This window comes from Marisediminitalea lipolytica, from assembly GCF_001758465.1.
In the GTDB taxonomy this organism is placed as follows: domain Bacteria; phylum Pseudomonadota; class Gammaproteobacteria; order Enterobacterales; family Alteromonadaceae; genus Alteromonas; species Alteromonas lipolytica.
In genome coordinates this window covers 162,365-176,644 of sequence record NZ_MJIC01000015.1, presented here as the reverse complement: position 1 = coordinate 176,644, position 14,280 = coordinate 162,365, and the positions used below count along the sequence as shown (strand labels likewise).

The following is a 14,280-nucleotide window of genomic DNA, read 5'->3' as shown; positions in this document are numbered from 1 at the left end:
TTACTCCTCAGCCTCGCTCATTGAATGCATTTGATGGGCTGAATGTTCGGGTTTTTCGTAGTAGTTCATTTCGCCGTGGGCCTGCATGTACTTCATCACGATAGAATGAAACAAGCCGTCAGAGACGTTGGCAAAATATTCCACCGGATGGTTTTCACTGGGCTCCGCCAGGGCCGGATAAGATTGCTGCGTAAGACTGCCGCCACCGGCTTTTACTTTGGCAACCCAGTCGTTAAAGTCCTGTCTGGTGGGGGTGGCGATGGCTTTAAACTTCATGCCAGAGAAGCCCGCGCCACTGTAGTTAGACGAGAAGCCGTCAAAGGTACCGGGTTCGTTAGCAATCAGATGCAGTTTGGTCTCCATACCTGCCATGGAGTAAATCTGGCTACCCAACTGGGGAATAAAAAACGAGTTCATGGTGCTTTCCGAGGTAATCTTGTATTCCACCGGCACATTGGCCGGAAACACCAGTTCGTTCACCGTAGCAATGCCTTGCTCGGGATAGATAAACAGCCACTTCCAATTAAGTGATACCACTTCAACGGTCAGGTGTTCCCCCTTGTCTTCAATTGGCTTGTAGGGGTCAAGTGCGTGGGTAGAACGCCAGGTGATTACCCCTAGCACCACTACAATAACGATGGGAATGGTCCAAACGATAGCCTCAATTTTGGAGGAGTGAGACCATTTTGGCTCGTAGGCTTCATTACGATCGGCGCGGTATTTCCAGGCAAAATACAATGTCATCACGATCACTGGTATAACAACCAGTAGCATTAAAATGGTACAGATGATAATCAGCGATTTTTCATCGGCACCAATTTGTCCTTTCGGATCCAGTATGCCGCCGCTACAGCCGGTCAAAGACAACAGCGCAGCCGCACATACCCATTTACTAAGGTTACGAATAAACAAAAGATTTCCTCTCAGCGAAGAGGTTGAGTAACTCATCGTTTGTACCCAAACGACACAAATAACGTGGTAGGTTCCACGCAACAGAGATATCGACTACAGCGCTAGTGACCGGGTGAACGGTCAGGTGTAATCAATCAGATAGCGAAAGGAGGAGCACGACTACCATGAGCCTGATGAACCGGAAGGGCAGGCAAAGGCTCGGTAACTGAGTATTGATATTTCGCTAAAAACAAACCTGCGCGTTTGGCAGGACAAAACTGAGAAAGTAACCAGCACACCACACTGAGCAGCGGATTAGCCAGTAACGGAGCAGACAATAATGCCGCCAGTGCCGCATAGAAAAAGGGTTCGAGCAGAATGCTTTCGTTCATTGCCAGCGCGAGTTCGCCGGTATCTTTAAAAGCGCCATCTACTATCAACAGCAGATTAAGCACAAACAACAACAGCAACCACACACCCCGTTCACAGGTGTGTTTATCAATCCACTGAGCCAGGCGTACCATTGACTCAAATTGTTGTTTTGCTGTTGAATTCATGTCTACATTTTTTCTTTCGAACACGGATTATGATTGTGCCTACTCATAAACAACCTGAGTACAGACGCGAGTGAGAATAACAAATTAAAAAATCACCAACAAAGGGCCCCTGCGGATGTTAATAAGGCCGTCAGGTTACCAAGCCACCTTGGCAAAACCAATCTATCCACATGATTTACATAATTAAAAACTACAGTTTTTAATATCTTATCCGCCTTATGCCAACACCTGACCTTGCGACGAACAAACCGATTCCTGTTATCTACAACAGGGCGGTTAACATAATGTATTCTCATTAACATTTGTATTTATTGGCCGGTTAAAACTTATCCATCAGGTTTCTGACAATATCCAGCGCCATCACATTAGCGGCTAACCCCTGCAACCTCACCTGCATGCGGTGAATGGGGTAACCTTTGAAAACCCATAGTTTTCGGGTTTTGTTGTAGCGCGTTAAAAAACGCTTTTTGTGTGCGGGTAACGGTGTGGTGCCATACCGGTCCCAGGCCTTATAAGCGCCGGTAATATCGGCGTAGCGCATAAACTTCTGTAACCACTGTGGAAACCGGCGCCACTGGATACTTGACTGAAAATCAATCAGAGCCGGATTGCCATTCTCGTCCACCAGAATGTTGCCCATATTGCGCAGATCCAAATGCACCCGACCGTTGTCATGCATAGCCTTAATGGTGTTCTCAAGCTGATAAAAGAATGCCGGTTCCAGCTTGTCGCCGTTTTTAGCAAAATGACTCAGCGTCTGACCCGCTATATGTTGATAAGCTATGCTGCAATCAGACAGGCGGTAGCAATCTGGTGTAATGCCATCAATATGCTTTAACTGACTGATAGTTTTATATTCCTGGTTAACCGACAGACGTCCGATTGTTTTTCTGACCAGCCAGTGGCGGGACGAAAAGTCCTTGATGACCAGACAATACTGCGCATCCTGATATAGATACACCACGGCATTGGCAAACCTCCCCTGATGCAAAACCTGTAAACATGCCGGGCTAAATTCATGACCCGGAATGGCCGCACAAAGGGAATCAATAACAACTTGCACAACAATCCTCTCAATATAGTTGACTAGGCAAGCACAGTAACAAATTTAATTGACTGGGCAACTATATTGAGATGATTTTACAAATTCTGGCGGTAAAGTTAGCTCAGATTATCCCGGCACTTTTCGAGTACACTAAAAAATTGCTCACGTTCGGCTGGTTCAGCGCCTTTGAGAGCCTGACCATAAATCTCTTCGACTAACTCTACCGTTTGCGGATAAAGCGCCAGAGCTTTGTCGGACAAGGCCAGTTTAAAAGCACGGCCATCGTCAGGACAGGGTTTCCGCACGATAAGGGATTTCTCTTCCATACGACTCAGAATTCGGCTCATAGCACCTTTATCGTGCTGCATGGTTTCGCATAATGTCGCCAGCGTATCGGCTTTACTTTCGACAATGGTTTTCAGGACACCATACTGCGACGACGTTAAATCATACGCTTTTAGCGCGTCATCCAGTTTTGCCATCATTAAATTGCGTACTAAAGCAATGAGCTTGCCAAAATCACCTACTACCACCTGGTTTCTCCTGCGGGGGGGTTACATCGCATCTTCGCTATATAGTGCCTTAAAAGACCATAAAAGGCGAAACAGGTTCATTTTTGCTGTAGCCATAAGGTCAGACTAACCGTTTTAGTAACGCATTATAGGCAGCAAGATCCTGATTCTTAAGTCTGAATAAATCAGCTTCAACGCTTTCCAACAAGGTTTTGTTTTTTAACGCCTCAATATCTTTAGCCAATGTACGCAGTGCCTCTACTGCTTCACCAGGCTCACCATCGGCGAGTTCCAGCACCGCACTGGTGAGTTTACCCAGTTGTTTACCATAGCTGGCCACTTTGGTGATCACCTGCTTTTCCAATGCAGCGTTGCCGGCAATATTAATTTCGTACTGAGGCGAAAACCAGTTGGTCATAGGCGAGATGTCTTTTACATCGCCACTAAGCGGCAGTTGCCAGGCCATTGGGGGCAAAGAGAAGGGATAAAACATGTCACACTCCTTATGAACAGTAATTGGGTTTAGTATAGAGTGGTGAGCGCAGACTGGCTATTTTTTATACATCACGATTACGGGCTGGTGCTGGCCAGAAACAAAACACCCGGCTGTTGCCGGGTGTTTTTACGTTACTTAGGCTCTGATAAGAAGAACCGGTAAGCCGGGTTGTCTGTGACATCCTGACAAGTGTAATTAAGCGCGGTAACATGCTCATCAAAAGCTTCGCGACTTTCTGGCGGAATATCAAAGCCAGCCAGCACAAGCCCCTCTGCTGCACCATGGTTGCGGTAATGGAACAAAGTAATATTCCAGCGCTCACCTAAGGTGTTTAAGAAGTTTAACAGCGCGCCCGGATATTCCGGGAATTCAAAGCTAAACACCACTTCGTTCAGAATCGTTGGCGGACGTCCACCCACCATATGGCGTACGTGCAGCTTGGCCAGCTCGTTATCCGATAAGTCGAAGCACTGATAGCCTTTGTCGGTTAATTCAGCGGTAAGCTCATCAAATTCAGCACGGCCACCACGCAGTTTAATGCCCACAAAAATGTGCGCTTCGTTCTGCGAGGCATAGCGGTAGTTAAATTCGGTAATCGTTCGGCCACCCAGGCACTCACAAAACTGCTTAAAGGCGCCCTGACGTTCCGGGATTTTTACCGCAAACACCGCTTCTTTCTGTTCGCCTAACTCACAGCGTTCAGAGACATAACGTAAGGTGTGGAAATTGGTGTTAGAGCCACACAATATGCCACCCAGCTTTTTGCCCTGAATGCCGGTTTGCTTAACGTACTTGCGAATAGCGGCCACTGACATGGCACCAGCAGGCTCAGCGATTACGCGGGTATCGTCAAAAATATCCTTAATGGCGGCGCAAATCTCGTCGTTGGTGACCGTCATGATCTCATCAACGTACTGATTGCACAGGCGGAAGGTTTCGCTACCCATTAATTTAACCGCAACGCCGTCGGCAAAAATGCCCACCGAGCTTAAGCTCGTAGGCTGGCCAGCCTCTTTAGCCGCAACAAAGCACGCAGACTCTTCAGACTCCACGGCAATGATCTTAATCTCCGGCTTTAACTGCTTGAGGTATACCGCAATACCCGCCGCCAGACCACCGCCACCAACTGCAATAAACAGCGTCTCAAGATTCGGATTTTGTTCCAGCAGTTCACGGGCAATGGTGCCCTGACCGGCAATAACATCCGGATCATCAAACGGCGGTACCAGCGTATAGCCATGCTCCGCACTCAGAGCGCGAGCATGGGCACTGGCGGTATCAAAGTTAGTACCATGCAGCACAATATTAACGTGCTGACCGCCAAAGCGACGTACGGCTTCAATCTTTATATCCGGCGTAGTTTCTGGCATCACGATAGTCGCGCTGATGCCTTTCATATTTGCCGCATAGGCAACACCCTGAGCGTGATTACCGGCAGAGGCCGCGATAACCCCGGCGTTGGCCTGCTCTGGGGTGAGGTTGGCGATACGATTATACGCACCGCGCAACTTAAAGGATTTAACCGGCTGCTGGTCTTCGCGCTTTAAGTAAACGTCGTTGCCCAGTTCGGCGGTTAATCGGGATAACAATACCAAATCACTGTTAACCGCCACGTCATAAACCGGGGCTAACAGGATTTTTTTGAGGTATTCGTGATCGCTAACGGTCATAGATCTTCCAGTTTGGATGGGTCACGTACCGCGCCTTTATCGGCACTGGTTGCCAGCATGGCAAAGGTTTTCAGCGACAGCGACACTTCACGCTGACGATTAACCGGACGCCATGGACGCTCACTGGCTTCCATCGCTACGCGACGAGCCTGTAATTCAGCATCAGTGATAGCAATATTAATGGTACGGTTAGGGATATCGATTTCGATAGTGTCGCCTTCCTGCACCAGACCAATACCACCGCCACTGGCAGCTTCTGGCGAACAGTGACCGATCGACAGACCTGAGGTACCACCAGAGAAGCGACCGTCGGTGATAAGCGCACACTCTTTACCTAAGCCCTTAGATTTCAGATAGGAAGTTGGGTAAAGCATTTCCTGCATACCCGGGCCGCCTTTAGGGCCTTCGTAACGAATGATTACCGCGTCACCTGCAACGATTTGATCATTCAGAATACCAGCAACAGCATCGTCCTGACTTTCGAAGATACGCGCACGACCGGTGAATTTAAGGATGGATTCATCCACACCTGCGGTTTTAACAATACAGCCGTTCTCAGCAAGGTTACCAAACAGTACGGCCAGACCGCCTTCCTGACTGTAGGCGTGTTCCATATCACGGATACATCCTTCGCTGCGGTCGTCATCGGCGTCATCCCAGCGACAATCCTGGCTAAAGGCTTTGGTGGTGCGAATACCAGCCGGGCCAGCACGATAGAACGTAATCGCGTCGGTGTTTTCCGGATTGGTAATATCCCACTCGCTGATCACATCACCGATGTTTTTACCTAATACATGGGCACAATCGCCATGTAACAAGCCGCCTTTATTCAGCTCGTTTAAGATACCCAGTACGCCACCGGCACGGTGTACATCTTCCATATGGTATTTCGGCGTAGACGGTGCCACTTTACATAAGTGAGGTACTTTACGGGATAAACGGTCGATATCAGCCATAGTGAATGGCACTTCACCTTCCATTGCGGCTGCCAGTAAGTGCAGAATAGTATTGGTGGAGCCGCCCATAGCGATATCCAGACTCATTGCATTCTCAAAGGCATTAAAGTTAGCAATGTTACGCGGCAGAGCCGAAGCATCATCGTTTTTGTACCAACGTTCACACAACTCAACCACCAGTTCACCCGCTTGCTTAAACAGGTTTTCACGGTCGGCGTGGGTGGCCAGCATCGAACCATTACCCGGCAGGGATAAACCCAGCGCTTCGGTTAAGCAGTTCATGGAATTGGCAGTAAACATACCAGAGCACGAACCACAGGTTGGGCAGGCTGAACGCTCGATTTTATCCGAATCATCATCAGACACTTTATCGTCGGCCGCTGCAACCATGGCATCAACCAGGTCAAGTTTGATCAGCTGATCAGACAGTTTGGTTTTACCGGCTTCCATCGGGCCACCGGAGACAAACACAACCGGAATGTTCAGGCGCATAGAGGCCATTAACATTCCCGGGGTGATTTTGTCACAGTTAGAGATACACACGATGGCGTCGGCGCAGTGCGCATTGACCATGTACTCTACTGAGTCAGCAATAATTTCACGGGACGGCAGGCTGTACAGCATACCGCTGTGGCCCATGGCAATACCGTCGTCTACCGCGATGGTATTAAATTCTTTTGCCACACCGCCTGCCGCTTCAACACTGCGCGCCACAAGCTGGCCCATGTCTTTTAAATGCACGTGGCCAGGCACGAATTGCGTAAAGGAGTTAGCAATAGCAATAATGGGCTTACCAAAATCGCCGTCTTTCATACCGGTGGCCCGCCATAGAGCGCGCGCACCAGCCATGTTACGTCCTTGGGTTGAAGTAGCAGATCTTAACTTAGGCATAAAAAACTCTCGTCCCGTGGGGGTATTTATTACTTATAAACCGGCGTTAACCAGTTCCATTTATCTTCGGTTTTGCCGTTAAACAAACCAAAGAACATGTTTTGGATTTCTTCAGTGATTGGGCCACGACCACCTTTGCCAACGGTAATACCGTCAACGCTGTTTACCGGTGTTACTTCGGCAGCAGTACCACACATAAAGATTTCATCAGCCAGGTACATAGCTTCACGCGGAATGTTCTCTTCGCGAATTTCGTAACCCAGTTCTTTAGCCAGGGTCATGACAGTGTCGCGGGTAATCCCCGGCAGGATAGCCGCTGTTTTAGGGGTAGTGCTGATAACACCGTCGCGGATAACAAAGATGTTCTCGCCCGCGCCTTCACTAATGAAACCGTTTGTATCTAATGCAATACCTTCACCATAACCATGGCGACGCGCTTCCATTGAGATAAGCTGTGAAGACAGGTAGTTACCACCGGCTTTCGCACCGGTAGGAATGGTATTGGCTGCTAAGCGGTTCCATGAAGAGATACCGGCGTTAACGCCATTTTTAAGCGCTTCTTCACCTAAATAAGCACCCCATTCAAAAGCTGCAATCGATACTTCCGCTTCAGCGTCCAGAGGCACTTTAATACCCATACCAATATCACCGAAGAAAGCAATCGGGCGAATATAGGCGGATTTCAGATCGTTTTTAACAATGGTATCGATGAGCGCCTGATTTAACTCATCCATGGTGTACGGGATGTTCATGCGATAAATTTTGGCCGAGTCAAACAAGCGACGGGTATGTTCCTGTAAACGGAATACACAGGTGCCCTGATCTGGTGTGTTATAGGCACGCACACCTTCAAAGACCGATGAACCGTAGTGAATAGCGTGAGTCATTACGTGAACGGTAGCTTCTTTCCAGGGGATAATTTTACCGTTAAACCAGATATAATCAGCAAGTTGCTTAGCCATGACGTTTCCTTAAGAACGAGCGGGATGTTGTGAACCCGTAAAGTGTAGTCAGTATGTCACTGACCACCATAAATAATACCGCGATGAATGATACATGACGCGGACTCGCGACCCAATGCACAGAGGCATTTTTCGCAGAAAATAATGTAAACCGAGGCAAATTTATTGATACTCGCAAAATTACAGCGGGCCGATCAGTTTGCTCGGATAAAACATACCGTTTTCACCAATGATTTTATTGGCCGACGATGACAAGTTGTAGACACAGATTCGGAAGTTTTTGGCTGGCTATTGAAAGGTAAATGTTGCCTGGCTGTAGCGACTCGCCTTTCAGGGGCGTAGAAATACCACGGATCCCAACAGCTGATCAAGGGCAGGGAACAAAAATTAACCTTTTGACCGACTAAATCGCCAATTCTTTCGACGAATCTGCACCAAGGCCCAGTTTGAGCCCATCCCGGCTCCCTCTACACTACCGGTATACCATCACAACAATGCAGAACAGCTATGGGAATGGGAATTGTATACACGCGAGGAGCCGCTGGCATTAACGCACCAAAGGTTAAGGTGGAAGTGCACCTCTCCAACGGATTGCCCTCTTTCAAACTGGTTGGTTTAGCCGAAACCGCCGTCCAGGAAGCCAAAGAAAGGGTACGTAGTGCACTGATTAACAGTGGCTTCGAATATCCAGCCCGGCGGATCACTGTTAATCTGGCGCCGGCGGATATCCCCAAAAGTGGTGGCCGTTACGACCTGGCAATTGCTCTTGGGATCCTGATAGCCATGGGATTAATCGAGCAAAAACAGCTGGAACAGACAGAGGTCGCCGGTGAACTGAGTCTGAATGGCGATATCAGACCGGTATCGGGTTTATTGCCGGTGGCCATGAGCTGTGCCACGGAACAACACACATTGCTAATTCCCCAAGGCAATGAAGCTGAAATTCAACTGATAGAAGCGCTGAGTTATATTACGCCCGACACGTTGCTGAGCGCCTTTTTACATTTTAGCGGGCAACAAATACTGACACTCCGGCATACCGAAAATGCCATTACCACAACCCCGCCAGCGCCCCGCTGGGATGATATTATCGGCCAGCAACAGGCCAAACGCGCGTTAACCATAGCCGCCGCAGGTTCGCATAATCTGCTGATGGTAGGTCCCGCAGGCACCGGTAAAAGCTTGCTGGCGAGTCGACTGGTGGGGCTGTTACCACCACTAACACACCAGCAGGCACTTGCCACTGCTGCGCTATATTCAATTAAAGGCGAACAGCGCAATACCGCTGACTGGCTTACTCCACCTTTTCGCTCGCCTCACCATACCTCTTCGGCAATAGCCATTACCGGTGGCGGCGCGCATCCGCAACCGGGCGAAGTGTCACTAGCCCACAATGGCGTGCTGTTTTTAGATGAGTTACCGGAATTTGGCCGACAAGCCCTTGATGTGCTGCGCGAACCACTGGAAACCGGCGATATTTGCTTATCCAGAGCTTCGGGACAGGCAAAGTACCCCGCCCGCTTTCAACTGTTAACCGCAATGAACCCAAGTCCAACAGGGGATATTGACGATGGGCGCAGCACCAGTCAGCAAATTCAGCGTTATTTAAGTAAATTATCCGGCCCGTTGCTGGACCGTATTGATATTCAGATAGAAGTCAGGCGGCCCGATTCCTATGCATTTGCCCAAACCAGTCAGACTGATGATAGTGCCATAGAGGCCAAAGCTCGTGTGATGGAAGCTTATGCGCGGCAGCAGGCCAGGCAGGGGAAAAGCAATGCCAGTCTTAGCGTGGCCGAACTGAGTATTCACTGCCCCATGAACAGCGACACCGAGGAATTTTTACAACGGGCTGCAACCAAACTAAAGCTCTCCATGCGGGTGTTTCACCGAACTATCAAGGTAGCCCGGACCATTGCCGATTTAAATAATGAGAGGCAAATCAGCACTGATCATATTGGTGAAGCTCTTGGTTACCGGGCGCTGGATAATTTAATTCGTCAGTTTAATTCAAGCTGAAACAACGCATTAATCAGAGGTTCGTGGCGGCGTTCCTGCAAACAGGCCAGGCCCAGTTCGTAGGAACCTATATCATCAACCTGAATACGGGTAACGCTTGATGCCATGCTGGAATGCTCAAGCACTACCTGCGGCACAAAACCAATGCCACAGCCCAGCGCCACCATGGACACAATGGCTTCGTTACCGCCTACCGAGGCGTAAACATTAGGCCGGATACCATGCTCAGCAAACCAGTGATACACAATCCGGCGGCTTGGCCCCTGCTCAGGCAGGATCACCTGATTTACCCGCCAGTCGACTTGCGCGAGCTGAGTTAACCGCCAGTCACGGGGCGCAATTAATACCAGCGGCACAAAATCTAACCCGGAAAAACACAGGTCGGTGGGAAAGCCCGGTGAGTTGATTGCAATAGCCACATCGGATTTTTTTTGCTTAACATGATCGATTGCAAGACCGGGATCGCCAGTTACCAAACGAATGTCCACCCCCGGGTAACGCTGACGAAAACGAGACAGTACCGCCGGCAGGTGACTCTGGCTGGCAGTTACCGAACAATAGAGGCTTAGCTCCCCCTGTAAGGCCTTACCGTCATCCCGTAACTCCTGCCTTATCTTTTGCCATTCACCTAGTACTTGCTCGCTAAAATTCAACAACTTATGACCACCGTGCGTGAGCGCTACCGAACGGTTATCGCGTTTAAACAGCACGCAGCCGCATTCCTCTTCCAAGCGCTGTATCACCCGGCTTAAAGTCGACGGCGACACGTACATGGCATCCGCCGTGTCACCAAAATGTAAGCTTTTTGCGAGATGATTAAATAGCTGTAGACTGCGAAAATCCATGGTGATTTCACTTTTTGCAATACTGTTTTGCAAATATATCATTTTTCAAAACGATAGGGGTAGCGTATTGTTCGCTGCAAGTCGTCAATGACGAGGTCATCCCTGCTGTATGAAGCGATGGGATAATGACAAAAGATGTTCGGAATTATTTAAAAATGGCTAATTATTTTAATACTCTGTCTCTACGCCAGCAACTGGACCAGTTAGGTCGTTGTCGTTTTATGAACCGCGACGAATTTGCTGAAGGTTGTGAGTTTCTTAAAGGTAAAAAGATTGTCATCGTTGGCTGCGGTGCACAAGGCCTGAACCAGGGACTCAACATGCGTGACTCGGGGTTAGACGTAGCATACGCTCTGCGTCAGGCTGCGATTGATGAGAAACGTGACTCATTCCAGCGCGCATCAAGCAACGGTTTTAAAGTTGGTACGTATCAGGATCTGATCCCAACTGCGGATGTGGTTTATAACCTGACTCCGGATAAGCAGCACGCCAGCGTAGTTGAAGCAGTGATGCCTTTAATGAAAGAAGGCGCAACCTTAGGTTACTCACACGGCTTCAACATTGTTGAAGAAGGTCAGCAAATCCGTAGCGACATCACTGTTGTTATGTGTGCACCTAAGTGCCCGGGTACTGAAGTTCGTGAAGAATACAAGCGTGGTTTCGGTGTACCTACACTGATTGCTGTTCACCCTGAGAACGATCCGAAAGGTGAAGGCTGGCCAATCGCTAAAGCACTGGCAAGTGCCACTGGTGGTGACCGTGCTGGTGTTCTGGAATCATCATTTGTTGCCGAAGTTAAGTCTGACCTGATGGGTGAGCAAACTATCCTTTGTGGTATGCAACAAACTGCAGCTATTCTGGCTTACGAAAAAATGACTGCAGACGGCATCGACGCCGGCTACGCAGCAGCTTTAATCCAGTATGGCTTAGAAGCTATCACTGAAGCGCTGAAAATCGGCGGCGTAACCAACATGATGGATCGCCTGTCTAACCCAGCGAAACTGAAAGCATTTGAACTGTCAGAAGAACTGACAACTCTGATGCGCCCATTGTTTGAAAAACACCAGGACGACATCATCAGCGGTGAATTCTCACGCACCATGATGGCAGACTGGGCAAACAACGACGCAAACCTGTTAGGCTGGCGTGAAGAAACCGGTCAGACTGGTTTTGAAAATGCCCCGGTTTACGACGGCGAAATCTCAGAGCAGGAATTCTTCGACAACGGTATTTTGTTAGTGGCAATGATTAAAGCCGGTGTAGAAATGGCCTTCGACGTAATGGTTGAAGCAGGCATTCTGCCAGAGTCAGCTTACTATGAATCACTGCACGAAACGCCTCTGATTTCGAACACCATTTCGCGTAAGCGTCTGTACGAAATGAACGTGGTTATTTCTGACACTGCAGAATACGGTAACTATTTATTTGCGAACGCAGCAGTACCATTACTGCGCGAGAAGTTCATGCCAAACATCGATACATCAGTTATCGGTCGTGGCCTGAACGTAACGTCTAACCAGGTAGACAACAAACGTCTGACCGAGGTTAACGAAGCGATTCGCAACACTGGCGTTGAAGCCATTGGTAAAGAATTACGCGGTTACATGACGGATATGAAAGCCATCATCGAAGCGTAGACAGTTTCTGTCGTTAGGTGCTTAACCAAGCCCTTTTGCCCGACCAATTTGGTCGGGCTTTTTTATGCCTGTAATAAACATCCTTCCACGCCAACCTGCCTGCATCATCGCTACTAAGACATAAACTGAACCACTACGACTGACTACCGTATAAACCGTTGTCACTTCACGGTCAGAAGTAAAGGAACAGATGGGGATAAACGCACCAACGACGGTAGCCAGACGATACACCTGTAGCGTGGCATCGAAGCACGTCAGGGAAATTCACGAGTGTGAGAGCTTTAATGTTACCCGCCATAAATACGGGCGTGGGTTTCAGTACCGGTTACCTGACAACACCAGGATAACCGAGCGACATTTACTTAAACGCTTTAAAGCCATGGTGATCCCGCCTATGTGGCAGGATGTGAAAATCAGCGCCTGTAACCAATCCAAGATTCAGGCGTTTGGCTATGATCAGCGTCAACGCAAACAGTATATCTATCATGAACAATGGGAGCTTCAGCGACAGGCCGAGAAATTTGCCAGGCTCAAAGCTTTTGCCCGCCAGCTTCCGACTATCCGCAAGCACTATGTAGAGGCTCTGGAACGGCCAGACTGGGATATCACAAAATCCTGTGCGCTGGCACTGATGCTGTTAGATCGCACCGGTATGCGTATTGGCAACAAAACCTATCAACAGGAAAACGGCACCACAGGTTTAACTACGTTGCGGCGTAAACACCTGGACTCTCAGGGGAAGATTTGGTTTTTCACTTTACCGGTAAACATGGCAAGGAACGCCATGTGGAAATTTCCGATCCGGTGGCGTCACAGCTGATTAGTGAAAGTGCAGCACAGCCGGGTTATCCGTTGCTACGCTACAAGAAAAACGGACACTGGCAGGACTTACTTAGCGACGATGTTAATGAGCACCTACAAGGCCTCACCGGCCTTCCTGTTTCGGCTAAGGATTTTCGTACCTGGACAGGCACGCGACTGGCCATGCAGCTGGCCTGTGAAGCAGCAGAACATACAGAGGCTCATCCAAGCCGAAAATTCGACTCCACGCTGGTAAAGCTGGTTGCCGGCGAGCTGGGTAATACACCTGCAATCTGTAAAAAGTACTATATTCATCCTGCGGTATTGTCTGCCCTCACAACCAACTATAACCGCGATGGTTCTGCCCCCGAATTTACGGCACCGGTTGACTGGCTGGGTACATCTCTTACCTCCTCTGAGAATGCCGTATTAGCATTACTCTGATCCCGAGGCTGCTTCGCAGCGTCGATGCAAATCACGCTGTCGTGTTACCAACTGGCAACAGATGAGATGTAGCGCCCTTCACCTGTAAAACATAACTGGCTGAAATTATTAAACTTAATAGTTGGCACACTGCTTGTAATAGTGTCCGGTTATCTAAAAAAGCAATGCATAATAATTAGCGTTATCTTAAGGGGAGTTTTTCATGCAATTAGGCATTTCCAGATTCACTCAAATTGGCAACTGGATATTCGAAGTCAAAATGGTGCGCGCATTACGGGTTGAAAAATATGGCCAACCTTACGATGCAGTGGCTACGCTGACGGCTAATGGAGAAAACATGTACGTTGATACACAGCTTACCCGTGAGCATAACGAGCTCAGTCGGGAAGATTGTATGGCATTTTATGAATTCGCCAAACAATTGGAAATGAAGCAAATCCAATACGATAAATTACGCAATGGCGAGCGTCACTCCCGACAGGTGGAAGTTGTTGAAAACCTGCGTCCCCGTGCAGTTGTCCAGCTGGCTAATGGGCTTCGCTCACGCTGAGCAG

Annotated in this window: 14 protein-coding genes; 5 read left to right on the top strand and 9 right to left on the bottom strand. The window is 48.8% G+C overall.

All coding sequences use genetic code 11. The features are described 5' to 3' along the window. The 8 genes from cyoA to BFC17_RS15230 all read right to left on the bottom strand — a co-directional run bounded on the left by cyoA (position 1) and on the right by BFC17_RS15230 (position 7,980). Complete coding sequence (cyoA, locus tag BFC17_RS15265; protein ID WP_070177360.1) at positions 1–912, bottom strand: ubiquinol oxidase subunit II; 912 nt, start codon at positions 910–912, stop codon at positions 1–3. A 134-nt stretch (positions 913–1,046) separates the two neighbouring features. After that, entirely contained in the window at positions 1,047–1,448 is a 402-nt protein-coding gene (locus BFC17_RS15260) for a hypothetical protein (protein WP_070177359.1), read from the bottom strand. A gap of 319 nt (positions 1,449–1,767) precedes the next feature. Then, positions 1,768–2,511 carry a protein kinase family protein gene (locus BFC17_RS15255; RefSeq protein ID WP_175439582.1) on the bottom strand — a complete coding sequence of 248 codons (744 nt, stop codon included), beginning with the start codon at positions 2,509–2,511 and terminating at the stop codon, positions 1,768–1,770. A gap of 98 nt (positions 2,512–2,609) precedes the next feature. Then, positions 2,610–3,026 (bottom strand): MarR family winged helix-turn-helix transcriptional regulator, encoded by a 417-nt coding sequence (locus BFC17_RS15250; protein ID WP_070177357.1) that lies wholly within the window; start codon positions 3,024–3,026, stop codon positions 2,610–2,612. A 100-nt stretch (positions 3,027–3,126) separates the two neighbouring features. Further along, the gene (locus BFC17_RS15245) at positions 3,127–3,498 is read right to left on the bottom strand and encodes a hypothetical protein (protein ID WP_070177356.1); all 372 of its coding nucleotides are present in this window, start codon (positions 3,496–3,498) and stop codon (positions 3,127–3,129) included. 134 nt (positions 3,499–3,632) lie between these two features. Next, the gene (gene ilvA, locus BFC17_RS15240; RefSeq protein ID WP_070177355.1) at positions 3,633–5,171 is read right to left on the bottom strand and encodes a threonine ammonia-lyase, biosynthetic; all 1,539 of its coding nucleotides are present in this window, start codon (positions 5,169–5,171) and stop codon (positions 3,633–3,635) included. Beyond that, the gene (ilvD, locus tag BFC17_RS15235) at positions 5,168–7,018 is read right to left on the bottom strand and encodes a dihydroxy-acid dehydratase (protein ID WP_070177354.1); all 1,851 of its coding nucleotides are present in this window, start codon (positions 7,016–7,018) and stop codon (positions 5,168–5,170) included. Before ilvD ends, ilvA begins: the two co-directional genes overlap by 4 nt. A 29-nt stretch (positions 7,019–7,047) precedes the next feature. Next, a complete protein-coding gene (locus tag BFC17_RS15230) occupies positions 7,048–7,980 on the bottom strand; it encodes a branched-chain amino acid transaminase (RefSeq protein WP_070177353.1) in 933 nt (310 codons plus the stop codon). 507 nt (positions 7,981–8,487) lie between these two features. Here BFC17_RS15230 and BFC17_RS15225 point away from each other — a divergent pair. Then, a complete protein-coding gene (locus BFC17_RS15225) occupies positions 8,488–9,999 on the top strand; it encodes a YifB family Mg chelatase-like AAA ATPase (protein ID WP_070177352.1) in 1,512 nt (503 codons plus the stop codon). On the opposite strand, the gene ilvY is transcribed toward BFC17_RS15225, so the two are convergent. After that, entirely contained in the window at positions 9,981–10,844 is an 864-nt protein-coding gene (ilvY, locus tag BFC17_RS15220; RefSeq protein WP_070177945.1) for an HTH-type transcriptional activator IlvY, read from the bottom strand. The two genes, BFC17_RS15225 and ilvY, sit on opposite strands and share 19 nt — an antisense overlap. 155 nt (positions 10,845–10,999) lie before the next feature. Here ilvY and ilvC point away from each other — a divergent pair, with 155 nt between their 5' ends. The 4 genes from ilvC (at position 11,000) to BFC17_RS15200 (ending at position 14,276) form a co-directional block, all read left to right on the top strand. Then, positions 11,000–12,481, top strand: coding sequence for a ketol-acid reductoisomerase (gene ilvC / locus BFC17_RS15215; RefSeq protein ID WP_070177944.1), 1,482 nt, complete (start codon positions 11,000–11,002; stop codon positions 12,479–12,481). Positions 12,482–12,671: 190 nt separating this feature from the next. After that, entirely contained in the window at positions 12,672–13,301 is a 630-nt protein-coding gene (locus tag BFC17_RS22945) for a DNA topoisomerase IB (protein ID WP_083271769.1), read from the top strand. Then, the gene (locus tag BFC17_RS22940; protein ID WP_070177350.1) at positions 13,268–13,726 is read left to right on the top strand and encodes a hypothetical protein; all 459 of its coding nucleotides are present in this window, start codon (positions 13,268–13,270) and stop codon (positions 13,724–13,726) included. The genes BFC17_RS22945 and BFC17_RS22940 overlap by 34 nt, the downstream gene beginning before the upstream one ends. A 202-nt stretch (positions 13,727–13,928) precedes the next feature. Next, positions 13,929–14,276, top strand: coding sequence for a hypothetical protein (locus BFC17_RS15200; RefSeq protein WP_070177349.1), 348 nt, complete (start codon positions 13,929–13,931; stop codon positions 14,274–14,276). Positions 14,277–14,280 lie beyond the last annotated feature (4 nt).

Excerpts from the sequence above, each read along its gene's own strand:
- BFC17_RS15245 (WP_070177356.1), bottom strand. The coding sequence starts at position 3,498 with ATGTTTTATCCCTTCTCTTTGCCCCCAATGGCCTGGCAACTGCCGCTT.
- ilvA (WP_070177355.1), bottom strand. The coding sequence starts at position 5,171 with ATGACCGTTAGCGATCACGAATACCTCAAAAAAATCCTGTTAGCCCCG.
- BFC17_RS15200 (WP_070177349.1), top strand. The coding sequence starts at position 13,929 with ATGCAATTAGGCATTTCCAGATTCACTCAAATTGGCAACTGGATATTC.
- ilvY (WP_070177945.1), bottom strand. The coding sequence starts at position 10,844 with ATGGATTTTCGCAGTCTACAGCTATTTAATCATCTCGCAAAAAGCTTA.
- BFC17_RS15230 (WP_070177353.1), bottom strand. The coding sequence starts at position 7,980 with ATGGCTAAGCAACTTGCTGATTATATCTGGTTTAACGGTAAAATTATC.
- BFC17_RS15225 (WP_070177352.1), top strand. The coding sequence starts at position 8,488 with ATGGGAATGGGAATTGTATACACGCGAGGAGCCGCTGGCATTAACGCA.
- ilvD (WP_070177354.1), bottom strand. The coding sequence starts at position 7,018 with ATGCCTAAGTTAAGATCTGCTACTTCAACCCAAGGACGTAACATGGCT.
- BFC17_RS15260 (WP_070177359.1), bottom strand. The coding sequence starts at position 1,448 with ATGAATTCAACAGCAAAACAACAATTTGAGTCAATGGTACGCCTGGCT.
- BFC17_RS22945 (WP_083271769.1), top strand. The coding sequence starts at position 12,672 with ATGGGGATAAACGCACCAACGACGGTAGCCAGACGATACACCTGTAGC.
- ilvC (WP_070177944.1), top strand. The coding sequence starts at position 11,000 with ATGGCTAATTATTTTAATACTCTGTCTCTACGCCAGCAACTGGACCAG.